This is a genomic window from Belnapia sp. AC561 (genome assembly GCF_979252845.1).
Genome location: NZ_CEEDBP010000005.1, coordinates 22,451 through 47,110 on the forward strand (window position 1 = coordinate 22,451; position 24,660 = coordinate 47,110).

15 protein-coding genes are annotated in these 24,660 nt (G+C 68.7%); 9 read left to right on the plus strand and 6 right to left on the minus strand.

Annotated features, from left to right (window positions below; all coding sequences use genetic code 11):
• Positions 1–37: 37 nt before the first annotated feature.
• Positions 38–10,738, plus strand: a complete 10,701-nt coding sequence (locus tag AC0IW9_RS05605) for an SdrD B-like domain-containing protein (protein WP_471647224.1) — start codon at positions 38–40, stop codon at positions 10,736–10,738.
• 39 nt (positions 10,739–10,777) lie between these two features.
• On the opposite strand, the gene AC0IW9_RS05610 is transcribed toward AC0IW9_RS05605, so the two are convergent.
• From AC0IW9_RS05610 to AC0IW9_RS05630, 5 genes are read right to left on the minus strand one after another with little or no spacing between them, the layout of a single operon-like run.
• Positions 10,778–11,428 carry an NrsF family protein gene (locus tag AC0IW9_RS05610; RefSeq protein WP_471647225.1) on the minus strand — a complete coding sequence of 217 codons (651 nt, stop codon included), beginning with the start codon at positions 11,426–11,428 and terminating at the stop codon, positions 10,778–10,780.
• Positions 11,429–11,430: 2 nt separating this feature from the next.
• Positions 11,431–11,982 carry a sigma-70 family RNA polymerase sigma factor gene (locus tag AC0IW9_RS05615; RefSeq protein WP_471647226.1) on the minus strand — a complete coding sequence of 184 codons (552 nt, stop codon included), beginning with the start codon at positions 11,980–11,982 and terminating at the stop codon, positions 11,431–11,433.
• Between the two features lie 16 nt (positions 11,983–11,998).
• Positions 11,999–13,024: an isopenicillin N synthase family dioxygenase gene (locus AC0IW9_RS05620; protein ID WP_471647227.1), complete on the minus strand. Its 1,026-nt coding sequence runs from the start codon at positions 13,022–13,024 to the stop codon at positions 11,999–12,001.
• Positions 13,021–14,409, minus strand: a complete 1,389-nt coding sequence (locus tag AC0IW9_RS05625) for an amidase (protein WP_471647228.1) — start codon at positions 14,407–14,409, stop codon at positions 13,021–13,023. The genes AC0IW9_RS05620 and AC0IW9_RS05625 overlap by 4 nt, the downstream gene beginning before the upstream one ends.
• Positions 14,406–14,600: a hypothetical protein gene (locus tag AC0IW9_RS05630; RefSeq protein WP_471647229.1), complete on the minus strand. Its 195-nt coding sequence runs from the start codon at positions 14,598–14,600 to the stop codon at positions 14,406–14,408. The genes AC0IW9_RS05625 and AC0IW9_RS05630 overlap by 4 nt, the downstream gene beginning before the upstream one ends.
• A 135-nt stretch (positions 14,601–14,735) precedes the next feature.
• On the opposite strand from AC0IW9_RS05630, the gene AC0IW9_RS05635 reads away from it, so the two are divergent.
• The 5 genes from AC0IW9_RS05635 to AC0IW9_RS05655 are packed head-to-tail and all read left to right on the plus strand — an operon-like array spanning position 14,736 to position 20,770.
• Positions 14,736–16,427 (plus strand): thiamine pyrophosphate-requiring protein, encoded by a 1,692-nt coding sequence (locus AC0IW9_RS05635; protein WP_471647230.1) that lies wholly within the window; start codon positions 14,736–14,738, stop codon positions 16,425–16,427.
• Positions 16,428–16,481: 54 nt separating this feature from the next.
• Positions 16,482–17,531 (plus strand): ABC transporter ATP-binding protein, encoded by a 1,050-nt coding sequence (locus tag AC0IW9_RS05640; RefSeq protein WP_471647231.1) that lies wholly within the window; start codon positions 16,482–16,484, stop codon positions 17,529–17,531.
• Between the two features lie 28 nt (positions 17,532–17,559).
• A complete protein-coding gene (locus AC0IW9_RS05645; protein ID WP_471647232.1) occupies positions 17,560–18,888 on the plus strand; it encodes an ABC transporter substrate-binding protein in 1,329 nt (442 codons plus the stop codon).
• 15 nt (positions 18,889–18,903) lie between these two features.
• Complete coding sequence (locus AC0IW9_RS05650; RefSeq protein ID WP_471647233.1) at positions 18,904–19,863, plus strand: carbohydrate ABC transporter permease; 960 nt, start codon at positions 18,904–18,906, stop codon at positions 19,861–19,863.
• On the plus strand, positions 19,856–20,770 hold the full coding sequence (locus AC0IW9_RS05655) for a carbohydrate ABC transporter permease (protein ID WP_471647234.1): 915 nt from the start codon (positions 19,856–19,858) through the stop codon (positions 20,768–20,770). The genes AC0IW9_RS05650 and AC0IW9_RS05655 overlap by 8 nt, the downstream gene beginning before the upstream one ends.
• Before the next feature lie 18 nt (positions 20,771–20,788).
• Here the strand turns inward: AC0IW9_RS05655 and AC0IW9_RS05660 are convergent, their stop codons facing one another.
• A complete protein-coding gene (locus AC0IW9_RS05660; RefSeq protein WP_471647235.1) occupies positions 20,789–21,550 on the minus strand; it encodes an SDR family oxidoreductase in 762 nt (253 codons plus the stop codon).
• A 108-nt stretch (positions 21,551–21,658) separates the two neighbouring features.
• Between AC0IW9_RS05660 and AC0IW9_RS05665 the strand changes: the two genes are divergently transcribed.
• Genes AC0IW9_RS05665 through AC0IW9_RS05675 form a run of 3 tightly spaced genes read left to right on the plus strand, consistent with a single transcriptional unit; the run spans position 21,659 to position 24,639 of the window.
• Positions 21,659–22,831, plus strand: coding sequence for a mandelate racemase/muconate lactonizing enzyme family protein (locus AC0IW9_RS05665; protein ID WP_471647236.1), 1,173 nt, complete (start codon positions 21,659–21,661; stop codon positions 22,829–22,831).
• A gap of 13 nt (positions 22,832–22,844) precedes the next feature.
• Positions 22,845–23,873: a C-terminal binding protein gene (locus AC0IW9_RS05670; RefSeq protein WP_471647237.1), complete on the plus strand. Its 1,029-nt coding sequence runs from the start codon at positions 22,845–22,847 to the stop codon at positions 23,871–23,873.
• Positions 23,874–23,886: 13 nt separating this feature from the next.
• Positions 23,887–24,639 carry an SDR family oxidoreductase gene (locus tag AC0IW9_RS05675; protein WP_471647238.1) on the plus strand — a complete coding sequence of 251 codons (753 nt, stop codon included), beginning with the start codon at positions 23,887–23,889 and terminating at the stop codon, positions 24,637–24,639.
• The last annotated feature ends 21 nt before the right edge of the window (positions 24,640–24,660 follow it).

The following is a 24,660-nucleotide window of genomic DNA, read 5'->3' on the forward strand; positions in this document are numbered from 1 at the left end:
CGTCCCGACTTCGCCCATCCGTCCGCAGGAGCCTCCCATGACCGCGCAGCCGATCGTCAGCTTCCTGAATGGCAGCGCCCAGGACGCCTTCCTCGGGACCAACCAGACGCTGACCCTGCGGTTCGACAATGCCGCCGCCGGCGCCGATGTCGGCTATGCGCCCTATGTCGACGTGGTGCTGCCGACCAATGGGATGGACGGTGCCGGCGTCGGCAGCATCGCGCCGAAGCAGAACGACGGCGTCACCTTCGTCTCGGCCAATTACCTCGGCGTCGACCTGCAGGCGACGCAGATCGAATTCGACCAGTTCGGCCATGCGACGCATCCCTTCGCCAAGGATGCGGCGGGGGCGGCGCTGATCGTCACCGGCACGCCGGGCGATACGCTGCTGGTGCTGAAGCTGCCCTTCGGCAGTTTCACCACGACCCAGACCGCGGCGGATATCGCGCTGACGCTGCGCGTCTCGAACCTCGCCGATGTCGGGCAGCCGCTGGCGGTGACGGCAACGGGCGGCTTCGCCTATGGCGCCGATCCCTTCAACAACCCGGCGACCGACCCGCCGATCGCCGGGCCGAGCGCCACGCTGGCCATCGCCCCGGTCGTCGCCAAGCTCGACGTCATCTACAACGGGCCGGAGCAGGAGACCGCCACCGGGCCGTCCTATGCGCGCGCCTGGACGGTGAAGGGGGAGCTGGCGGCGGGCCAGGTCTTCCAGAATTTCACCCTGAGCGACACGACGCCGGATGGCGTGGTGGTGCTGGGCGCGCATCTCGAGATCAATGGCGTCACCATCGCCACGCCGGTCACCATCACCCAGAATGCCGATGGCACCACCAGCCTGGTGGGCCAGTTCCCCGGCAGCATCACCGGCGGCACCCAGGTGCCGACGATGGTCATCGACTGGTACGCGACCGAGTTCCTGCATGACGGGACGCCGGTGCTGGACCCGGCGACAGGCAGCTTCCGGCCGCTGGCCGACAATGCGCGGCTGCAGGCGAGCTGGACGCCGACCGATACGCGCGACACGGCGCCGACCCTGATCGACATCAACCCGGCCGGGGCCGAGGATATCGTCACCGCCAAGTCCATCGCCATCCAGAAGGGCGTGGCCCTCGTCAGCGGTGACCAGGACCACAACGGCGTGCCGGACTGGCAGCCGCATGGCGTGCTGGAATACACCCTGAACGGCCAGGTCTCGAACTACTTCGAGCTGGGCGGGCTGCTGGTGAAGGATACGCTCGGCGACGGGCAGACCTTCGATGCCGGCTTCGCCCCGACGGTGGTCATCCGCGAGGGCGGGGCCATCATCTACAGCGGCCCGGTGCTCTATACCCTCGGCGCCAAGACCTCGGCCGGCACCACGCCGGTGAGCTTCGACATCTCCCAGACCATGCTGAATGGCGGCCGCGACGCGGTGCTGGACGGCAACGGCGGCGGGTTGCTGGCGGCGCAGCATGCGACCAGCTACAACCAGGCGACGATCCAGGTGGTGTTCCACACCCGGCTCGACGAGACCTGGACGGCGACGGGTGCCGCCGCGGTGCCGGGCGACCCCTACGTGGACCAGGGCGACAGCGTCCGCAACACCGTGCTGTACGACGGCAACGTCCTCGCCACGGGCACTACCACGGAGGACAACAGCGCGGCCGGCGTGACCCTGCCGGTCAATGCCGTCTCCAAGTCCATCTACGCGATCAACGGCGACACGACCAAGGGCACGACGAGCTTCGCCACGCCGTCGAAGGTGCAGGCGGGCGACCTGGTCACCTTCCGCCTCGGCCTCGATATCCCCCTCACCTCCTCCCATGCCGTCAACCTGAAGGACTACCTGCCGCTGCCGGTGCTGACCGCGGCGGATCCGGATGGCGACGGCACGCCGAGCGGCTTCAGCTTCATCGGCGTCTCGGATGCGGCATCCCCCGGCGCCGGCGTGGTGAAGTATGGGCCGGGCGATACCTTCCACCTCCAGGTGCCGGGCGTGACGCCGACGCTGCTGGCCGATGCCAGCGGCAATTCGCTGACCCTCGACTTCGGCGGCGCGGTCAACGGCAGCTATCCGGCGACGCATCTCGACCTGCTGGTGACGCTCCGGGTGAACGACCGGCCCTTCGGCGACGGGCTGCTGCTGACCAACCAGGTGACCTCCTCGGAGACGAATTCCTTCCTCCTCCCCTCCGAGGACAATGCGATCATCCAGTTCGTGCTGGGCGAGCCGGCGCTGAGGATCACCAAGGGGGTGATCGGCGTCGACAATCCGCTCGGCAGCTATCTCAACGCGACGACGGGCGATGCCAGCACCGGGCCGGTGAGCTTCACCGCGCCGGGCAGCAACGGCGTGCGCTTCAGCGGCACGATCAACAGCACCAATCTCGCCGCCCATCCGGTCGATGCCAATCTCCGCCAGGCCGATGCCGGCGATATCGTCTCCTTCGCCATCATCGTCGAGAACAAGGGCCAGGGCTGGAAGGGCGCCTTCGACGCGCTGATCAAGGACCAGGTCCCGGCCGGCTTCGTCCTGCCGCCGGGCGGGCTGCACCTGACCGTCACCGACGGCACCGGCGCGACGCTGAGCTACAGCGGCAGCGCCGCGAACCTCTTCACCACCGGCATCCGGATCGACGACCCCGGCGTGAACCAGGGCGGCATCGGCAGCTACGACGCGACCAGCGGCAAGAACATCGTGGTCATCACCTATGACCTGCAGCTGGCCAATACCCTGGCGGTGCCGGACCTGGCGCTGACCAATACCGCCACCATCGCGTCCTACGCGGCGCAGGAAGGCGGCATCGACCGCAACGCCTACGACAACCTGGCCGATAGCGACATCGCCAGCATCACCGTGATGCCGACCATCACCAAGCTGGTCAGCGCCACCAGCCTGTCCGCGACGGCCAAGGCGCAGGGCGATGCCACGATCGACGACCTGGCGATCGGCGAGACGGTGACCTACACCATCACGGTCCGCATGCCGGAAGGCGTGCAGGGCGCGGTGCATGTCGACGACTTCCTGCCGACGGCGAACGGCCAGATCAAGGCGATCTCGGCGACCGTGACGCAGCTCGGCGCCAACCTCAGCGGCAATGCGGCGCTGGCGATCGGGCAGACCGCGGCGCTGGCCGATACCAACAGCGACGGCGTCGCCGACAAGCTGAGCTTCGACTTCGGCACCGTGACGAATGCGGTCGACAACCTGAACGACGCGAACGACACGGTGACCATCACCGTGGTCGGGCAGCTGACCAAGGCGGCGACCAACACCGCCGGCGACGTCCTGGTGAATACCGCGACGGTCAGCGCCGCCAATCCGGCCGATGCCTCCGGCCGGATCAGCCAGAGCGCCACGGCGAGCGTCGAGGTGGTGGAGCCGCACCTCGGCATCACCAAGACGGTCAGCCCGAACAGCGTCGTGGATGCCTCGGATACCCTGACCTATACGGTGGTGCTGACCAACAGCAACGCCACCACCTTTAATGCCCCCGCCTTCGACGTGCTGATCAACGACCTGCTCAGCCAGGTCGGGCCCAATGCGCAGTACCAGTTCGGCAGCGCCAGCATCCTCAGCGGGCCCGGTTCCGTCACCAGCGGCAATGCCGCGGGCGATACCAGTCTCAGCGTCTCCGTGCCGCAGCTGGACCCGGGCCAGTCGGTGCGGATCCAGTTCAAGGCCAAGGTGATCGATACCGCGGTCAGCGGCCAGACCGTGGCCAATACCGCGACCTATGCCGCCGGGTCCCTGCCCGGCGTCGATGCGCAGGAGCGGGCCTATAGCGGCAGCGCCACCGCCTCGGTCACCATGACGGCGTCTTCCGTCACCAAGGCGCTGACGGCGACCAGCTATGCCGATACGGCGATGCCCTCGGCGACCGGGAACCAGCTGGTCGCGGCGAATGGCGACCTCAAGGTGGATGAGGTCGCGACCTATACCATCACCGTCACCATCCCGGAGGGCGTGAGCGTCAACTTCCGGGTCATCGACCAGCTGATGGACCTGCTGACGACGGGCGACAACACCGGGCAGCTGCTCTATGTGCCGGGCTCGGCGAAGGTGACCGGCGTCGGCGCCAACCTGTACAAGGACGCCGGCTACGCGACCCAGCTGACCGCGGCCGATGCGGTCGTCACCAATACCAACGGCGGCGGCTCGGCGGCGCTGGAGACGGTCACCTGGACCTTCGGCACCATCTACAACAAGCCGGATTCCGACCACGGCGCCGCCACCGGCGCCGACAAGATCACGCTCGAGATCCAGGCCAAGGCGGCGGATGTCACCGCCAACCAGAGCGGCGACCTGCTGACCAACAAGGTCCAGGCCAAGGCCGACAACAACGCGAATTCCAATATCGCGACCGTCACCACCGATTTCGTCCAGGCGCACCTGACGGTGGACAAGACCGTCGCCTTCAGCGGCGGCGGCACCACCGGCGATGCCGGCGACATCGCCACCTATACGGTGACGATCCGCCACGCCTCGGACAGCACCGCCAAGGCCTATGACCTCGATCTCTCGGACGTGCTGCAGCCGGGCGTGCAATATGTCGCGGGCAGCCTGACCAGCCCGGGGGCGACCGCCACGATCAGCGGCAATACGCTGAGCTTCCACCTGGACGAGCTGGCGCTGGGCGCCGCGGCGGTGACCCTCAGCTACCGGGTGAAGCTGCTCGATACCGTGGTGAACGGCCAGGGCATCCTCAATACCGCGACGCTCGACTACCAGACCCATGCACCAGGCCAGGCGGATGCGCCGGGGCGGCAGCTTCTCACCAGCGATACCGCGCAGATCGACGTGGCCATCCCGGATACGCTGACCAAGACCATCACCGGCACCGACAATGCCTTCACCACCGGCAGCAACCTCGCGGTGGGCGAGACGGTCACCTACCTGCTGACGGCGACCCTCGGCGAGGGCAGCCAGCACTTGGTGCTGCGGGATGCGCTGCCGACCGGGCTCAGCTATGTCTCCTCGCAGGTGCTCTCGCTCGGCGGCATCACCGGCTCCAGCCTCGGCGTCGGGGCGGCGGGCAGCGTCAGCGGCGGCGCGCTGAGCTTCGACTTCGGCAATGTGGTCAATGCGGGCGACAACGACCCGCTGACCGGCACCGTCACCGTGCAGGTGGTGGCGAAGGTGGCGGCCGGGACCGCGGCGGGCACCACCCTGACCAATACCGCGACCCTGGCGCCGCTGGTCGGCCCCAATGGCGCGGGGATCGATCCGAATGCCGCGATGGCGGTGAAGACGGCGAGCGTGGGCAGCCCGGTCGTCGCGGCGCAGGTCGGCAATTTCGTCTTCGAGGACCTGAACGCCAATGGCGTGCAGGACAGCGGCGAGACCGGCCTCGCCGGAGTGAAGGTGGAGCTGATCAGTACCGCCAGCGGCCTGGTCGTCGCTTCCGCGACCACCACGGGCACCGGGCTCTACAGCTTCACCAACCTGGTGCCGGGCAGCTACCGGGAGGTCTTCACCGCGCCCACGACCGGCACCTGGTATGCCTCCCCGCAGGGGGCCGGCACGGCGGCGACCGACAGCGACCCGAATGCGAGCGGCCAGGGCGCCACCTTCACCCTGACCGACAGCCAGTCCGACCAGACGCATGACGCCGGCTTCTTCCGCAAGGTCAGCCTGGGCGACGTCGCCTTCGTTGATGCCAATGCCAATGGCCTGCAGGACAGCGGCGAGGCGGGCCTCGCCGGGGTGACGGTGCAGCTGCTGGATGCCGGCGGCAATCCGGTGGCGGGTGCGGTGGTCACCACCGGGGCCAATGGCGCCTATGCCTTCACCGACCTGCTGCCCGGCAGCTACGGCGTGAAATTCGTGACGCCCGCGGCCGGCGGCTATATCCTCACCGCCCGCGACCAGGGCAGCGACGACGCCCGCGACAGCGACGCCGATCCGACGACCGGCAAGACCGTGGTGAAGGCCTATGTCTCCGGCGCGGTCGACAACTCGGTGGATGCCGGCTTCTACGTGCCGGCGAAGCTGGGCGACCTCGCCTTCGTCGATGCCAATGGCAACGGCGTGCAGGATGGCGGCGAGGCCGGCCTCGCCGGCGTCGTCGTCACGCTCTACAGGTTCGGCACGACCACCGTGGTCGGCACGGCGACCACCGATGCGAATGGCGCCTATGGCTTCACCGGGCTGAAGCCGGGCGACTACTACGAGACCTTCCAGGCGCCGGCCGGCTACCGGCTGACGAAGAGCGGCGCCGGCACCGCGGCGACGGACAGCGACCCCGGCGGGGTGGGCACCACCAGCGGCACCGGGCCGAAGATCACCCTGGTCTCGGGCGACAACGACACCACGCATGACGCCGGCTTCTATGCGCCCATCACCATCGGCGACAAGGTCTTCTACGACCTGAACGGCGACGGCAGGCAGGGCTCGGGCGAGCCCGGCATCGACGGCGTCGGCGTGACCCTGCTCAACGGCAGCGGCGCGACCCTCGCCACCACCACCACGGCGGGCGGTGGCGCCTACAGCTTCGGCGGGCTGGCGCCGGGCGACTACGCGGTCCGCTTCGCGACACCCGCGGGCTATACCATCACCGCGAAGGATGCCGGCGGCGACGATGCCGCCGACAGCGACATCGATGCCACCGGGCTGACGCCGACCAGGACCTATGCCTCCGGCACGCAGGACGGCACGGTGGATGCGGGCTATTGGCGGCCGGCGGCGATCGGCGACAAGGTCTTCCTCGATGCCAATGGCAACGGCATCCAGGACAGCGGCGAGGCCGGGGTCGATGGCATCGCCGTCGAGCTGCGCAATGCCGGCGGCCTGGTCGCCACCACCACCACCACGGGCGGCGGCGCCTATGGCTTCAGCGGGCTGGTCCCGGGCGACTACCAGGTGAAATTCGTCGCCGCCGGCGGCCTCGTGCTGACGCGGCAGGACCAAGGCGCCGACGACGCCAGGGACAGCGACGCCGATCCGGCGACCGGTCTGACCGGGACCTATAGCCTCTCGGCCGGGCAGACCAATGCCACGGCCGATGCCGGGGTCTATGCGCCGGTGACGATCGGCAACGTCGCCTTCGAGGACCGCAACGGCAACGGCGTGCAGGAGACCGGCGAGGCCGGGGTCGGCGGCGTCGGGGTGAAGCTGGTCAACGACCTGACGGGCCAGATCTACACCACCACGACCCTGGCCGATGGCAGCTACAGCTTCGCCGGCCTGCCGCCGGGCACCTACCATGAGGAATTCACCAGGCCCGCGGGCTGGGTCTTCACGCCGAACGGCGCCGGGACCGCGGCCAGCGACAGCGACCCCAATCCGGCGACGGGCATCGCCCCGGCCTTCAGCATCACCTCCGGCCAGACCGACCTCTCGCACGACGTCGGGCTGTACCGGCCGATCAGCATCGGCGACCGCGTCTTCACCGACCTGAATGCCAATGGCCTGCAGGATGCCGGCGATACGGCGCTGGCCGGGGTGACGGTGCGGCTGCTGGATGCCGGCGGCACGGCGATCCCGGGCAAGTCGGCGATCACCGGCGCGGATGGCGCCTATCGCTTCACCGGCCTCGCGCCGGGCAGCTATGGCGTGCAATTCGTGACGCCGAGCGGCATGGTCCCCTCCCCGGCCGATGCGGCGGCGGATGACCTCGATAGCGATGCCAGCGTCGGCACCGGCAAGACGCCGGTCAAGGCCTATGTCTCGGGCGACGTGGACAACTCGGTCGATGCCGGCTTCTACGTGCCCACCGGGCTCGGCGACCGCGTCTTCCTCGACACCAACGGCAACGGCATCCAGGACGGCGGCGAGCAGGGCATCGACGGCGTCACGGTCACCCTGCTGGACGGCAGCGGCATCGCGCTGCCGGGGCGGGTGACCACGACCGCGGGTGGCGGTGCCTATCGCTTCACCGGGCTGGTGCCGGGCGACTACAAGGTGCAGTTCACCGCGCCCGGCGGCTATGCCTTCACCGCCCGCGACCAGGGCAGCGACCTGGCGGATAGCGATGCCAATCCGGCCACCGGCATCACCGGCACCTATACCCTGGTCTCCGGCCAGATCGACAACAGCGTGGATGCCGGGCTGTACCAGCCGGTGAGCATCGGCGACCGCGCCTGGATCGACGTGAACGGCGACGGCATCCAGGGCCTGGGCGAGCCGGGGCTTGCCGGCGTCACCGTCACGCTGATCAACGACGCGACCGGCGCGACCGCGAGCAGGCTGACGGATGCTTCCGGCAACTACCTCTTCACCGGCCTGCCGCCGGGCAGCTACCACGAGGTCTTCGGCGCCCCGGCCGGCACTGTCTTCACCCGGACCGGCGCGGGCACCGCGGCGACCGACAGCGACCCGAATGCCTCGGGCGTAGGCCCAGGCTTCAGCATCGGCAGCGGCCAGGCCGACCTGACGCGGGATGCCGGCCTCTATGTCCCGCCGAAGATCGGCGGCACGGTGACGCTGGTGCTGCCGCCGGGCATCTGCGACACCAAGCGGCCGGATGCGGTCTTCGCCGGCATCGTGGTGAAGCTGCTGGACGGGCTGGGCGCGGTGGTCGCCACCACCAGCACAGCCGCCGACGGCACCTACCACTTCGAGGGGCTGGTGCCCGGCACCTATGCGGTGCAGTTCGTGGCGCCGGCGGGGATGCGGGTCGGCAGCGCGCCGAACCAAGCCATGACCCTGGTGAGCGGCGATGCCGTCAGCGGCCTCGACGCCGGGCTGGACCACCTGACCGGCACGATCCTCGACACCGCGCCGCTGGTGCCGCCGAACGGCAATGCGCTGGACGTGAATACCGCGTCCCACGTCGCCTTCAGCGGGGCCGGGCAGGTCAACCTGAATGCGCCGGGCAGCTACATCCTCGGCGGCACCGGCGGACTGACCGCCAGCAGCAACCATGCCGACCAGTACATCATCGGCGGCATCGGCTTCAACGTGCTGCACGGCGGCTCGAACGGGTCGGCGCTCGGCGGCAGCATCCTGGTGGGCGGCGCCGGCGACAACGTCTTCGAGGGCACCAGCGGCAACGACATCATCATCGGCGGCTGCGGCAACAACGTGATGCAGGGGCTGGGCTCGGTCGCGGCGACGGCGCCGCATGGGCTGGGCGGCTTCGACATCCTGGTCGGCGGCCCCTCGGGCGATACGATCGAGGGCAACAACAGCACGACGGTGATCTTCGGCGGGGCCGGCAACGACGAGATCCACGGCGACGGCACGCTGATCGGCGGCAGCAACGCCGGCACGATCAGCTATGCCGGCGGCGTCTTCTCCAACCTGCGGATCGGCGACCACCTGAATGCCGGCGGCCAGGCGGATACCTTCGTCTACCAGAAGGGCGACGGCGTCCAGTGGATCGAGAACTACAAGCCGGCCGAGGGCGATAGCCTGCAGATCTACGGCTACGGCAAGCCGCTGGCGACCGGCACGGTGGATGGCTTCACCGTGCTCTACTTCGGGCCGAACGAGGCGCTGCTGTTCAACAGCGCGGCGCCGACCGACAACGTCACCTACTTCGCGCACCAGGACGGCATCTCCGGCGCCTTCGGCCACTTCATGCCGCTGCCGCCGGTGAAGCTCGCCGCCTCGGTGACCGAGTTCGCCGGCACCCAGGGCGACGACATCGCCATCGGATCGGACAGCGCCACCACCTTCCGGGCCGGCGGCGGCGACAACCTGCTGATCGGCGGCGCCGGGGCCGATACCTTCCATGGCGGCACCGGCAATACGACGATGATCGGCAACGGCGGCGCCGATGTCTTCTTCGGCGGCAGCGGCGACGACACCTACTACGTCGAGAATGCCTTCGAATCGATCACCGAGGCGGCGGGCGGCGGCCAGGACATGGTCATCGCGGCGGTGAGCTACTCGCTCTTCGCCAATGTCGAGAACCTGACCCTGGCGGCCGGGGCCGGCGCCATCAACGGCTTCGGCAATGCGCTGGGCAACGTGCTGATCGGCAACGAGGGCGCCAATGTCCTGCTCGGCTACCAGGGCGACGATGTCGTCTCCGGCGGCGGCGGCAACGACATCATCTTCGGCATGGAGGGGAACGACAGCCTCAACGGCGATGCCGGGGCCGATACCCTCAACGGCGACGCCGGCAACGACACGCTGAACGGCGGGTCGGGCGCCGACTCGCTGCAGGGTGGCGACGGCGACGACAGCCTGGAAGGCGGTGCGGGCGCGGCCGGCGACATCCTGATGGGCGGCGAGGGCAACGATACCCTCGACGGCGCCTCCGGCTTCGGCGAGAGCGACCTGATGGACGGCGGCAACGGCCGCGATACCTATGTCGTCGACAGCCTCGCCGACCTGATCTTCGAATCGGCGACCGGCGGCATCGATACCGTCGTGGTCGATTTCGGCTCGGGCTATACCCTCGGGGCGAACCTGGAGAACCTGGTCCTGCGCGGCATCACGCCCTTCGGCGTGGGCAATGCGCTGGACAACCAGCTGACCGGCAATGCGCAGGCCAACTGGCTGCTGGGCGGAGCCGGCAATGACACGCTGAACGGCAAGGAGGGCAATGACCAGCTCTTCGGCGAGGCGGGGGCGGATACCTTCGTCTTCGGGCGCGGCACCGGCAGCGACGTGATCGGCGACTTCCAGGCCGGCATCGACCATATCCGGCTGCAGGGGCTGGGCTTCGCCAGCTTCGCCGATGTCCAGGCGCATATGACCGAGGCGGCCGGGACGACGACCATCGACCTGGGGCTCGGCGACCTGGTGCTGCTCAACGGGGTGGCGAAGGCCGGCCTGACGGCGGCGGACTTCCTGTTCGCCTGAGGGGCTGTCTGCCTGAGGGGAGGCCCGCGGCGGCCGGCGCTACCGGATGGGGCGCCGGCGCATGAAGGGCCGGCCGAGCAGCCAGCCCAGCAGCATCAGCAGGGCGACGCCGCCGCCGTGCCAGAGCAGGATCATCACCGCCGCATCCAGGTGATGGAACAGGCTGAGCCCGGCGGAGCAGAGCGCCGCCGAGGCGAGGCCGCCCAGCAGCAGCACCGGCCCGGGCCGCACCGGGCCGGCATGCCGCAGCAGCCAGAATTGCGCCGCGGCGAGCGGGATGCCGAGGCCGAGGATGAATTTCAGGCAGCCCCAGCTGGTGCCGAGCTGGTCGGACATCGGCCCCAGCCGCTGCAGGTCCGCCATGCAGCCCCAGCCGAGGCTGCCGAGCCAGAGCACCAGCGGCGGCAGCGGCAGCAGCGCCCAGCGCCAGGAGCGGTCCGGCCGGGCCAGCATGGCGGCGGCCAGCGCCGCGGTGCCGCCGGCGGCGATGGAGGCCAGCCACTGCGCGACCTCCTGCGGCAGCAGCATCCGCTCGTGCATGTCGTGGCGGAGCCCATGCGCCAGGACCGCGATGCCGATGGCGGCCACGGCGAGGCCGAGCCAGAGCGCCGCCTGCCGGCCCGGCCGGGCCATGCGCGGCACCGGCTTCAGCCCGGTGGCCAATTGGGCGATCAGCTCCTCGTTCCGCACCTCTAGTCCTCCGCCCCCAGGCGCTTGCGCAGCGCCTTCATGGCCCGATGGGTCGCCACCTTGAGAGCGCCGACGGACATGCCGGACCGGGCGCTGGCCTCCGCCAGCGGCAGGTCCTGCAGCTTCGCCAGGCCGAGCGCGGTGCGCTGGGCCTCCGACAATTCGGCGACTGCGGCCCGCAACTCGGCGGATGCCACCTTCGCCTCCCCCTGGTTCGCTCCAGGGGCCGCCAAGGTTTCGCGGAAATCGTCGATCGGCGTCTCGCGGCCGCCGCGCCGGCCGTGGCGGCGGAGGCGGTCGATGGCCCGGCGCTCGCAGATCGCCACCAGCCAGGGGCGGATGGGGCGGTCGGGCTCGTAGGTATGGCGCAGGGTATGGATGGTCAGCAGCGCGTCCTGCACCGCATCCTCGGCCTCCGCCGCATTCTGGATGCGGCGGCGGGCGATGGCGCGCAGCATGGGCAGGGCGGCGCGCAGCAGCCGGTCATAGGCGCGGGCATCGCCGGCCTGGGCGGCGGCCATCCAGCCCTCCCATTCGCCTTCGATCCGGGTCATGGAGGCGCGGCGAGGGTCAGGCGGCGGCGTCCTTCTTCTGGTGGACGTAGTTCTTGCGCGCGAACCAGATGATGTAGTCGTCGAAGAGGATGGGCGGGTGCTTCGCCGGCCGCTCGGGGCCGGTGCAGCTCGGCAGCGCCTCGATCATCGTGTCCGGATGCGGGTCGAAGAAGAAGGGGATGGCGTAGCGGGCGGCCGGCGAGAGGTTGCGGACCCGGTGCGGGGTCGAGAGGAAGACCTCGTTGGTCCAGCGGGCGAGCATGTCGCCGCTGTTCACGGTGAAGGCGCCGGGGACCTGGGGCACGTCGAACCAGGTGCCGTCCGGCAGCCGGACCGAGAGGCCATCGACCGGATTGGGCGGCAGCATGGTCAGGAAGCCGCTGTCGGTATGGGGCGCGATGCTGAACTCGCCCTCCTCGAAGCCCTCGACCGCGGGGTAGTGGGTCAGGCGGAGGATGAGGTTGGGGGTGGCGAAGGCCTGTTCGAAGTAGTCGGGCACCAGGCCGAGGGCGCGGGCATAGACCGGGGCCAGGCCCTGCCCGAGCGCCTTCATCCTATCCATGTAGGCCAGGGCATCCTCGCGGAAGCCGGGCAGGTCGGCCGGCCATTGGTTGAGGCCGCGCAGTGGCTTGTTGGCGAGGACGTCGGGATCGTCCGGGGCGCGCTGGCGGCGGAGGAAGAAGGCCTCGTTCACGCTGGGCTTGGCATTGGTGTTGTAGATGCTGGTGCGGTTCAGCGAGCCCTTCATCGGCATATAGCCGAGGTTGTGCTCGTTGATCTTCACCGCCAGCTTGGCCTCGAGCGGCTGGGCATGGAAACGCTCGGCGGCGGCATAGGTCCGCTGGATGAGAGCGGGCTCGATGCCATGGCCCGTCAGCAGGTAGAAGCCGACGTTCTCCAGCGCGAAGCGCAGCTCGGCGGCGAGCGCCTCCAGCGCGCCGGCCTCGCCGCGGAGGAAGGGGGCGGCGCCCAGCACGGGCATGCGGCCGCCGGCCATCAGGGCCGGGGGGCGGGCCGCGGGGGCGGCGAGCAGCGGGCTCATGCCGGCACCATCGAGGGGCGCCTGGCCCGCCAAGCATGGGCCTTCTCATAGGCATCCGCCGCGCGGAACAGGGTCGGCTCGGCGAAGGGCCTGGCGACGAGTTGCATGGCGACGGGCAGGCCGCCCTCGCCATGGCCGGTCGGCACCGTGATGCCGGGCCAGCCGGTGACGTTGAAGGGGATGGTGAAATTGGGCTTCTCGAGGAAGCCCCATTTGGGGACGGCGTCGATGCGCGGGGCCTCGCCGGGCTGGGCGGCGGTCAGCAGGATGTCGCAATCGGCGGTCGCGGCCTCGGTCGCGGCGATCAGCGCGCGGCGCTGCTTCTGCGCCTGCATGACATCGGCGGCGGAGAGCAACCCGCCGAGCACCAGGCGGTCCCGCATCAGCTCGCCGTAGAGGTTGGGGTCGCGGCGCATCCAGGTCTCGTGCACGGCGAAGGCCTCGGCCAGCAGGATGATCCAGCCGCAGGCGTTGAAGGCGGCGAGCGAGGGGATGGTGACGTCGCGGACCGTGGCACCCTCGGCGCGGAAGAAATCGGCGGCGGCGTCGATGCCGGCCAGGGTCGCGGGGCTGACGGGGTGGTCGGTTTCGTGGAAGTGGCGGATCAGGCCGATGCGGAGGCCCTTCACGCCCTTCCCCAGTTCGGCACGGAAGTCGGGCACCGGGCGGTTGGCGCTGGCCGGGTCGGCGGCGTCGTAGCCGGCCATGGCCTGGAGGAGGATGGCGCAATCCTCCACCGTCCAGGCCATCGGGCCCGCGTGGTCCAGCGACTGGGCCAGCGGCAGGATGCCGGCGCGGGAGCAGAGCCCATAGGTCGGCTTGATGCCGGTGATGCCGCAGAGCGCCGCCGGGCCGCGGATGGAGCCGCCGGTATCGGACCCCGTGCCGCCGAGGATCATCCCCGCGGCAACGGCGGCGCCGGTGCCGGAGGAGGAGCCGGCGGTGAAGTGGTCCGGGTTCCAGGGATTGCGGACGGGCGGCCAGGGCAGGTCGAAGCTCGGGCCGCCGAAGGCGAATTCATGGGTGGCGAGCTTGCCCAGCATGACCACGCCGGCCGCGGCCAGCTTCGCCACGGTTGTCGCATCGGCCGCCGGGACATGGTCCTGCAGCACCTTGGAATGCGCCGTCGTCGGGATGCCGGCGGTGCAGTAGATGTCCTTGTGGGCGAAGGGGATGCCGTCCAGCGGGCCGCGCGGGCCGGAGGCCGTGATGCGGGCCTCGGCGGCGCGGGCGGTGGCCAGGGCGCTATCCGCCTCCAGCCGGATGAAGGCGTGCAGGGTGCCGTCCATCGCCTCGATGCGGGCGAGGCAGGCCTGCGTCAGCTCGACCGGGGAGAGCTTGCGGGCGGCGATGAGGGCCGCGGCTTCGGCGATGCTCGGGATCATCGGCCGGGCTCCGCGGAAAAGGTATTGGCGGGCTCGGCGGCGGCCTCGGGCAAGGGGGTGCGGATCAGGGCCTGCATCGCCTCCAGCCCGCCCAGCGCGGGATAAATGCCGGCCTTCTGGGCGGCGCTGAGGGGTATGCCGGCGCGGGCCAGCAGCGCCTCGAACTCGGTCTCGGTCATGGTCGGCGGCATCGCGGAATCCCCCGGGCGACGGATGGCTGCGGTGCAGTATGGCGGGTTTCGCCTTCGCGTGAACCTCCCACGGGACGGTCGGCGCTGGCGGTTGCGCCCGGCGGGCGGCGGGGGCTAGGCTCACCTGGGAAACGGATGCGTGGCCGGGCTGCCGGCGCGCGACAAGGGCACAAGCCCGGATCGGGAGAGTCGGCCATGAAGCTCGGCGAGGCCATTGCGGAGATCATGAAGCGCGAGGGGATCGAGATCCTCACGGGCTATCCGGTCAATCACCTCATCGAATATGCGGCGGCCAAGGATATCCGGCCGGTGATGGTCCGCCAGGAGCGGATCGGGCTGCACATGGCGGATGCGATCTCCCGCGTCACCTCGGGCCGCAAGATCGGCGCCTTCTGCATGCAGCATGGGCCGGGCTCGGAGAATGCCTATGGCGGCGTGGCCCAGGCTTACGGCGAGAGCGTGCCGATCCTGGTGATGCCGATGGGCTATGCCCGGCGGCTGGCGCATGTGGACCCGAACTTCAACTCGACCAGTGCGATGCGCGGCATCACCAAAAGCGCCGAGCCGATCACCCTGGCCGCCGAGGTGCCGAACATCCTGCGCCGCGCCTTCACCCGGCTGCGGAACGGGCGCGGCGGGCCGGTGCTGGTCGAGATCCCGACCGACATGTGGAACGAGGAGGTGCCGGAGCCGCTGGACTACCAGCCGGCGCTGGTGACCCGCTACGGCCCCGACCCGGCCGAGGTGCGGAAGGCCGCGGCGATGCTGGCGGCGGCGAAGCGGCCGGTGCTCTATGCCGGGACCGGCGTGCATTGGGCGCAGGCCTGGCCGCAGCTGAAGGCGCTGGCGGAGCTGCTGGCGGCGCCGGTGACCAGCAGCCTCGGCGGCAAGTCGAGCTTCAACGAGGATCATCCGCTGAGCCTCGGCTCGGGCGGCCTTGCGGTGCCGAAGCCGGTGCGGCATTTCCTCGACAATGCCGACGTGATCTTCGGCATCGGCTGTTCCTTCACCGAGACCAATTTCGGCGTGCGGATGCCGAAAGGGCCGAAGTACATCCATGCGACGCTCGATCCCATGCATCTCAACAAGGACCTGCGGGCGGATATCGGGCTGATCGGCGATGCCGGGCTGATGCTGGATGCGCTGCTGGAGGAGCTGCGCGGCCTGGTGACCGCGCCGCGCGACCCGGCGCCGGTGCAGGCGGAGATCCAGGCGCAGCGGGAACCCTGGCTGGCCGAGTGGATGCCGAAGCTGACGCACCCGGATGCGCCGCTCAATCCCTACCGCGTGCTCTGGGACCTGCAGCATACGGTGGACCGCGACAACACCATCATCACCCATGATGCCGGCAGCCCGCGCGACCAGCTCTCGCCCTTCTGGAAGTCGACGACGCCCCTCTCCTACCTTGGCTGGGGCAAGACGACGCAGTTGGGCTACGGGCTCGGGCTGGCGATGGGGGCGAAGCTGGCGGCGCCCGACAAGCTCTGCATCAATGTCTGGGGCGATGCGGCGATCGGCTTCACGGGCATGGACTTCGAGACCTGCGTGCGCGAGCGCATCCCGATCATGTCCATCCTGCTGAACAATTTCTCCATGGCGATCGAGCTGAAGGTGATGCCGGTCAGCACGGAGAAGTACCGCAGCACGGATATCTCGGGCGACTATGCCGCCATGGCCCGGGCCTTCGGCGGCTATGGCGAAAGGGTGACGGACCCGGCCGAGATCATCCCGGCGATCAAGCGGGGGATCGAGAAAACCCAGCAGGGGATTCCGGTGCTGCTCGAGTTCATCACCTCGAAGGAGACCAACGTTTCCCGCTTCGCCTGACCAGACAGCCTGCCAGATCAATAAGGCCCGTCAGAGGCCGATGAGGGAGACACAATGGCGACCGTCGATATCCGCAATGTCATGAAAGCCTTCGGCGCCGTGAAGGTGTTGCACGGTGTCAGCGTCGATATCGCGGATGGCGAGTTCGTCGTGCTGGTCGGCCCTTCCGGCTGCGGGAAATCCACGCTGCTGCGGATGCTGGCGGGGCTCGAGAACATCACCGCCGGGGAGATCGCGATCGGCCCGCGCGTGGTGAACAACGTGCCGCCGAAGGACCGGGACATCGCCATGGTGTTCCAGAACTACGCGCTCTATCCGCATATGACCGTCTTCGAGAACATGGCCTTCTCGATGAAGCTGGCCAAGGCGCCGCGCGAGGTGATGGAGCAGGAGGTCGGCCGGGCCGCCAAGATCCTCGGGCTGGAGGCGCTGCTGCAGCGCTATCCGCGGCAGTTGTCCGGCGGGCAGCGGCAGCGGGTGGCGATGGGGCGGGCCATCGTGCGCAACCCGCAGGTCTTCCTGTTTGACGAGCCGCTGTCCAACCTCGACGCCAAGCTGCGGGTGCAGATGCGGGCGGAGATCAAGGAGCTACACCAGCGCCTGAAGGTCACCACCGTCTATGTGACGCACGACCAGATCGAGGCCATGACCATGGCCGACAAGATCGTGGTGATGAACAGCGGCAACGTGGAGCAGGCGGGGCCGCCGCTCGAGCTCTACGACCGGCCGGCGAACCTGTTCGTCGCGGGCTTCATCGGCTCGCCGGCGATGAACCTGGTGAAGGGCGGCGTCGGCGGCGGCGGCTTCACCGCCGAGGGCGGCGCGGTGCTGCCGCTGCCGCAGGGCGCCAGCGCCAAGGCCGGCGTCTATGGCATCCGCCCCGAGCATATCCAGCTGCGCCCGGACGGCATTCCCGCGACCGTCATGCTGGTGGAGCCGACCGGCTCGGAGACCCAGGTGATCGCGCGCATCGGCGAGACGTCGCTGACCTGCGCCTTCCGCGAGCGGGTGGTCGCGCGGCCGGGCGAGACCATCCACATCATGCCGGAGATGGGCCTGGTGCATCTGTTCGAGGAAGGCTCCGGCCGTCGCCTCGCCGCATAAAATAAGAAACCACGGGGAGATCCAGGACATGCACATCATCACGCGCCGGTCGGCGCTCCAGCTCGGGCTTTCCGCCGCGGCGCTGGCCGCGACCCAGGCCTCGGCGCAGGCGCCGATCGCGGCCGCCAGCGCCACCGCGCCGACCCTGCCGATCGAGAGCGGCGCCACCCTGCGGATGCTGCGGCCGGTGCGCTTCGTGCAGCCGGACGAGGAGGTGTTCCGCGCCAATGCGGCGAAATTCACCCAGAAGACCGGCGTGCAGGTGCGGATCGACTTCGTCGGCTGGGAGGACATCACCCAGCAGACCGCGGTGACGGCGAATACCGGCGCCGGGCCGGACATGATCATCGGCTTCGGCGATGCGCCGCATATCTACGCGGACAAGCTGGTGGAGACCACGGATGTCGCCGACTACCTCGGCCAGCGCTATGGCGGCTGGCTGGCGCTGGCGCAGAAATACGGCAAGCGGCACGGCACCAACAACTGGATCGGCCTGCCCTTCGGCGCCTCCTCCGGCCCGACGGTCTATCGGAAATCCGCGGTCAATGCGGCGGGCTTCAACGCCATCCCCGAGGACCATGCCGGCTTCCTCGATCTCTGCAAGAAGCTGAAGGCGGCGAACAAGCCGGCCGGCTATGCGCTGGGCAATGCGGTCGGCGACGGCAACGGCTTCGCCAATTGGCTGGTCTGGTCGCATGGCGGCTACTTGGTGGACGGGGACGGCAAGGTCGCCATCAACAGCAAGGAAACGATCGCCTCCCTCAACTACCTGAAGGAGCTCTACCCGACCTTCGCCCAGGGCACGCTGGCCTGGGGCGACATCAGCAACAACCGCGCCTATGCAGCGAGCGAGTGCTGGATGACCTCGAACGGCGTCTCGCTGTATTTCTCGCTGAAGAACGACCCGGCGACGGCGCCGATCGCGGCGGATACCGAGCATCAGCTGCTGCCGAAGGGCGTGGCGAGCAGCGCGCCGATGGCGGGGCTGACCCTGAATGCCATGCTGTTCAAGCACAGCCGCTATCCCAATGCCTCCAAGGCCTTCCTGCAGTTCATGCTGGAGCACGAGCAGTATGATCCCTGGCTGAATGCCAACCTCGGCTACTGGGCGCATCCGCTGGCGAATTACGCGACCAGCGCGGTCTGGAGCAGCGACCCCAAGGTCGAGATCTTCCGCGACACGATGAAGAGCGAGTTCTGGAACGGCTACAAGGGGCCGCTCAGCGAGGCGACCGGCGCGGCGACGGCGGATTACGTCATGGTGCAGATGTGCGCCGCGGTCGCCTCCGGCCAGTCCACGCCGGAAGCCGCGGCGCGCGAGGCCGAGCGCCGCGCCCGCCGCTACTTCCGCCGCTGAGCGGAGGGGCCGGCCATGTCCGCGACGACGACTGCCCCGGCCTGGAACCGGGTCCGCCAGGAGCCTGGCTGGCTTGCCCGGGTCTTCGAGATCAAGGCGGTGCTGGTGCTCGCCTGCCTCTTTCCGGCGGTGGCGCTGCTGATGGTCTTCCTGACCTATCCGCTGGGCCTCGGCATCTTCCTCGCCTTCACCGACACCACCATCGGCCGCAGCGGGCAGTGGGTGGGGCTCGAGAATTTCGAGTACCTGCTGGAGGATCCGCTGTGGTGGAACGCGGTCTTCTACAGCGTCTTCTACACGGGGGTGGCGACCTTCGGGAAATTCGCCCTCGGCCTCTGGCTGGCGCTGCTGCTGAACAACAACCTGCCGCTGAAGTCGCTGCTGCGGGCGATCATCCTGCTGCCCTGGATCGTGCCGACGGTGCTCTCGGCCATTGCCTTCTGGTGGATCTACGATCCGCAATTCTCGATCATCTCCTACCTCGCGGTGGATGTGCTCGGGGTGCGGACGACGAATATCGACTTCCTCGGCAGTGCCTGGCCGGCGCGGTTCTCGTTGATCGCGGCGAATATCTGGCGGGGGATTCCCTTCGTCGCCATCTCCCTGCTGGCGGGGCTGCAGACGATCTCGCCTTCATTGTATGAGGCGGCCTTGCTGGACGGGTCCTCAGCCTGGCAGCGGTTCCGCTTCATCACCTTCCCGATGCTGCTGCCGATCCTGGCGATCGTCATGACCTTCAGCATCATCTTCACCTTCACCGACTTCCAGCTGGTCTATGCCATCACCCGCGGCGGGCCGGTGAACTCCACGCATCTTCTGGCGACCCTGGCCTTCCAGCGCGGCATCCCCGGCGGCCAGCTCGGCGAGGGTGCGGCCATCGCGGTCTCGATGATCCCGTTCCTCGTCTTCGCAACGCTGTTCAGCTACTTCGGCCTGGCGCGGCGCAAGTGGCAGCAAGGAGAAGGCAATGACTGAGGCCGCCGCACTGCCCCAGGAAACCCCCGGTCAGACGAATGTTTCCACCGCCCAGGCCGAGACCATGGCCTGGGACAGCCGGGCGCGGCGGACGGTCACGCTCTATGTGCCGCTGGCCTGCTTCGTCATCATCCTGCTGTTCCCCTTCTACTGGATGACGATCACCGCCTTCAAACCGAATGCCGAGCTCTTCGACTACAAGCAGTACAATCCCTTCTGGATCGGCTCGCCGACGCTCGATCATATTAAGCATCTGCTGTTCAACACCGCCTATCCGAAGTGGCTGCTGACGACGATGACCATCGCCGTCTGCTCGACCTTCCTGTCGCTGTTCTCCAGCACCCTGGCGGCCTATGCGATCCAGCGGCTGCGGTTCAAGGGCAGCCAGTATGTCGGGCTGGCGATCTACCTTGCCTATCTCGTGCCGCCCTCCATCCTCTTCATCCCGCTGGCGACCATGGTCTACCAGCTCGGGTTGTTCGACAGCCCGCTGGCCTTGATCCTGGTCTATCCGACCTTCCTGGTGCCCTTCTGCACCTGGCTGCTGATCGGCTACTTCAAGTCGATCCCCTACGAGCTGGAGGAATGCGCGCTGATCGACGGCGCGACCCGGCTGCAGATCCTGCGGCAGATCACCCTGCCGCTGGCGGTGCCGGGGCTGATCTCGGCGGGGATCTTCAGCTTCACGCTGTCCTGGAACGAGTTCATCTACTCGCTGGCCTTCATCCAGAGCAGCGAGAAGAAGACGGTGCCGGTGGCGATCCTGACGGAGCTGGTCTCGGGCGACGTGTACCAGTGGGGCGCGCTGATGGCGGGGTCGCTGCTGGGTTCGCTGCCCGTCGCCATCTTTTATTCCTTCTTCGTCGACTACTACGTCTCCTCGCTGACCGGGGCGGTCAAGGAATAGACCGCCCCGCAATTGCGACTACAGCTTGCGGCCGAGGGCCGCGACGTAGCCGCGGTTGTGGGTCGGCGTCAGCCAGATCTCGTTCATGGTGACGCTCGGCGGCAAGCAGGCGACGTAGCGGATCAGGTCGCCGCAATCCTCGGGCTGTAGCATCCGGCCGAGGTCCTCGGCGCTCAGCGGGTTCGGCCGCTTCTTCATGATCGGGGTGTTGACCTCGCCCGGGCAGAAGGCGGTGCTGCGGATGCCGTTGACGCATTCCTCCATGTTGATGGTGTGGCTCATCGCCACCACCGCGTGCTTGGCGGCGCCATAGCCGGGGCCGCTCATGATGCTCACGTTGCGGCCGGCCATGGAGGCGGTGTGAATCATCTGGCCGCCGCCCTGGGCGCGCATCTGCGGCAGCACCGCGCGGGCGCAGTAGAAGGCGGAGGAAAGGTTGCCCTGGATCAGCTCGTCGATGCCCTCGGGCGAGATCGCCTTCCAGCTCCGCTCGGTGATGTTGACGCCGGCATTGCTCACCATGATGTCGAGCCGGCCGTGCTGGGCCACGATGCGGGCGACGGTCGCCTCCACCGCGGCGGCGTTGCGGAGGTCGCAGGGCTCGACATTGGCGGTGCCGCCCTTGGCACGGATGCGGGCGGCGACATCCTCCAGCGGCTCGCGCCGGCGGCCGGTCAGGACCAGGGTCGCGCCTTCCTCGGCGAGCGCATAGGCGGCCGCCTCGCCAATACCGCTGCCGCTGCCGGTGACCCAGGCGATCTTGCCCTCGAGCTTGCCCATCGGAACCCCTCCCCTTGCGTGATCGGGGCAGGCTAGCCCCCCGGGGCCGTCTTGTGGAGGCGCCCTCCCCATGCTTCGCTCCGGCCAAGGGATGAAATGGAGCAAGCGATGAAGATCGCCCGGGTCGAGACCTTGCGCGCGGATGCCGGCTGGCGGCTGTTCTCCTTCCTCAAGGTCACCACGGACGACGGCCTGATTGGCTGGTCCGAGTACAACGAGAGCTTCGGCAGCACGGGCCTGTCCGCCGTCATCGAGGGGCTGTCGCCGCTGATCATCGGCCGCGACCCGACCCGGTGGGAGGAGGTGACGGCCTGGCTGCATGTGATGACGCGGCAGTCGCGCGGCGGGCTGAACCAGCAGGCGATCGCGGCGATCGAGAATGCGCTGCTCGATATCGCGGCGCGGGCCCGCAACATCCCGGTCTATGCGCTGTTCGGCGGGCCGATACGGGAGCGGATCCCGGTCTACTGGTCCCACTTCGGCAGCTACCGGGTGCGGAACTCGAAATTCATGGGCACGCCGGCCTGCCTCGACTGGGACGAGGTCGGGCGGCATGCGGCGGAGGTGAAGGCGCTCGGCTTCCGCGGCCTCAAGACCAATATCCTGATCCCCGGCGAGGACGGCAAGCTGTTCCAGTATTCGCCCGGCTTCGGCCGCCACGCGGGCTGGCCGGAGCTGAATTGGGACAACAGAACCCTGTCGCTGCTCAAGCAACATTTGCGGGTGATCCGCGATGCGGTGGGGCCGGAGTTCAACCTCCACCTCGATACCAATTTCCACTTCCGCACTGAGGGCTTTCAGCGGGTGGCGGAGGCGGTGGCGGAATTTGACCTCACCTGGCTCGAGATCGATATCCATGATGCGCCGGCGCTGGCCAGCATCAAGCGGATGGCCCCCTGCCCCATCGCCAGCGCCGAGACGCTGCATGGGCGGCGGGAATTCCGGCCGTATCTCGAAGCCTATTCCATGGATGTCGGCATCGTCGACGTCATCTGGAACGGACTGGCGGAATCGATGAAGATCGCCTCGCTGTGCGATGTGTATGAGGTGAACTGCGCGCCGCATAATTTCTACGGCAACCTGTGCAGCATGATCAGCGCGCATTTCAGCGCGACCATCCCGAATTTCCGGGTGATGGAGATCGATATCGACAGCGTCTCCTGGCGCGACGAATTCACCCCGGCACCGGTCATCGAGAATGGCGAGCTGCTGCTGCCGAAGGGGCCGGGCTGGGGTGTCGAGGTGAATGAGGCGGCGATCCGCGCGCGGGCGCCGAAGTAGGGAGAATTAGGATATGGCCAAGTACAGGATCGTCACGCCGGCCTTCGCCCAGGTCGGCTATGCGCTGGAGAACGAGGCGCTGGCGGGGCTCGATGCCGAGATCGTCGAGGCGCCGATGGACGAGGCCGGCTTCATCGCCGCCGCCCGGGATGCCGATGCGATCTACGGCAAGGGCATGCCGATCACGAAGGCGATCATCGATGCGCTGCAGAATTGCAAGGTGATCACCCTCGGCAGCGTCGGCGTCGACAGCGTCGACGTGAAGGCGGCGACCGCCCGCGGCATCCCGGTGACCAACATCCCCGATACCTTCATCGAGGAAGTCGCCGACCACGCGATGATGCTGCTGCTCGCCGGCTTCCGCCGGCTGCTGGAGCAGGACCGGATGGTGCGGGAAGGCCGCTGGAAAGAAGGCCGGCCGGCGCTGCTGAAGATCCCCCGGCTGATGGGGCAGACGCTGGGCTTCATCTCCTTCGGCCGGGTGGCGCGGGCGGTTGCCAAGCGGGCGGCGCCCTTCGGCCTCAGGATGATGGCCTATGACCCCTTCATCGAGGAGATGACGATCTCCGATGCCGGCGTGCTACCGGCGACCCTGAACGAGGTGCTGAGCCAGTCAGACTTCCTCTCCATGCATGCCCCGGCCCGGCCGGAGGTGCATCACATGCTGCGGGAGGAGCACTTCCGGCAGATGAAGCCTGGCGCGGTCTTCATCAATACCGGCCGCGGCCCGACGGTGCAGGAGGAGGCGCTGATCAAGGCGCTGCAGGAGGGCTGGATCGCCCATGCGGCGCTCGACGTGCTGGAGACCGAGCCGCCGTCGCACAACAACCCGCTGCTGCGGATGGAAAACGTCACCCTGACGGCGCATGTCGCCTCCGCCTCCGCCCGGTTCGATGAGGCGCGGAAGCGTCGCGTGGGCAATGAGCTGGCGCTGGTGCTGTCCGGCAAGTGGCCGATGTCTTGCGTCAACCCGGCGGTCTTGCAGAATACCGCCTTGCGCCGCTGGCAGCCGGTCGGCATGGGCCGTGGGCCGAACAGCTAGGAGAGTCCAAGACATGACGACGAAATATGCCGTGGTGACCGGCGCCGGATCGGGCGTCGGCCGGGCTGCCGCCCTGGCGCTGCTGGCGGATGGCTGGAGCGTGGCGCTGGCCGGGCGCCGGGCCGATGCGCTGGCCGAGACCGTGACCATGGCCGGCAATGCCGGGCCGCGGGCGATGCCGGTCTCGACCGATGTCGGCAATCCGGAGGCGGTGAATGCGCTCTTCGCGCAGATCAAGTCCGAATGGGGCCGGCTCGACTTCCTGTTCAACAATGCCGGGGGCAATGTCCCGGCCGGGCCGATCGAGGACCTCAAGTACGAGGATTGGGCGCGGGTCGTGCAGGTGAACCTGACCGGCAGCTTCCTGTGTGCCCAGGCGGCCTTCCGCATCATGAAGGAACAGGATCCGCAGGGCGGCCGCATCGTCAACAACGGCAGCATCAGCGCGCATGTGCCGCGGCCGGACAGCGTCGCCTATACGAGCACCAAGCATGCCATCACCGGGCTGACCAAGACCCTGGCGCTGGATGGCCGCAAATACGACATCGTCAGCGGCCAGGTGGATATCGGCAATGCGGCGACGCCGATGACCGCGCGCATGGCGAAGGGCGTCAAGCAGGCGACCGGCGAGATGAAGGTCGAGCCGACCTTCGACGTGGCGCATGTCGGCAACAGCGTGGTGATGATGGCGAACCTGCCGCTGGATGCGAATATCCAGTTCATCACCATCACCGCGGCGAAGATGCCCTGGATCGCCCGGGGGTAGTGGGCGGCGGCCCGGTCCGGT

Excerpts from the sequence above, each read along its gene's own strand:
- AC0IW9_RS05625 (WP_471647228.1), bottom strand. The coding sequence starts at position 14,409 with ATGATCCCGAGCATCGCCGAAGCCGCGGCCCTCATCGCCGCCCGCAAG.
- AC0IW9_RS05630 (WP_471647229.1), bottom strand. The coding sequence starts at position 14,600 with ATGCCGCCGACCATGACCGAGACCGAGTTCGAGGCGCTGCTGGCCCGC.
- AC0IW9_RS05640 (WP_471647231.1), top strand. The coding sequence starts at position 16,482 with ATGGCGACCGTCGATATCCGCAATGTCATGAAAGCCTTCGGCGCCGTG.
- AC0IW9_RS05650 (WP_471647233.1), top strand. The coding sequence starts at position 18,904 with ATGTCCGCGACGACGACTGCCCCGGCCTGGAACCGGGTCCGCCAGGAG.
- AC0IW9_RS05605 (WP_471647224.1), top strand. The coding sequence starts at position 38 with ATGACCGCGCAGCCGATCGTCAGCTTCCTGAATGGCAGCGCCCAGGAC.
- AC0IW9_RS05660 (WP_471647235.1), bottom strand. The coding sequence starts at position 21,550 with ATGGGCAAGCTCGAGGGCAAGATCGCCTGGGTCACCGGCAGCGGCAGC.
- AC0IW9_RS05615 (WP_471647226.1), bottom strand. The coding sequence starts at position 11,982 with ATGACCCGGATCGAAGGCGAATGGGAGGGCTGGATGGCCGCCGCCCAG.
- AC0IW9_RS05665 (WP_471647236.1), top strand. The coding sequence starts at position 21,659 with ATGAAGATCGCCCGGGTCGAGACCTTGCGCGCGGATGCCGGCTGGCGG.
- AC0IW9_RS05675 (WP_471647238.1), top strand. The coding sequence starts at position 23,887 with ATGACGACGAAATATGCCGTGGTGACCGGCGCCGGATCGGGCGTCGGC.
- AC0IW9_RS05645 (WP_471647232.1), top strand. The coding sequence starts at position 17,560 with ATGCACATCATCACGCGCCGGTCGGCGCTCCAGCTCGGGCTTTCCGCC.
- AC0IW9_RS05635 (WP_471647230.1), top strand. The coding sequence starts at position 14,736 with ATGCGTGGCCGGGCTGCCGGCGCGCGACAAGGGCACAAGCCCGGATCG.
- AC0IW9_RS05655 (WP_471647234.1), top strand. The coding sequence starts at position 19,856 with ATGACTGAGGCCGCCGCACTGCCCCAGGAAACCCCCGGTCAGACGAAT.
- AC0IW9_RS05670 (WP_471647237.1), top strand. The coding sequence starts at position 22,845 with ATGGCCAAGTACAGGATCGTCACGCCGGCCTTCGCCCAGGTCGGCTAT.
- AC0IW9_RS05620 (WP_471647227.1), bottom strand. The coding sequence starts at position 13,024 with ATGAGCCCGCTGCTCGCCGCCCCCGCGGCCCGCCCCCCGGCCCTGATG.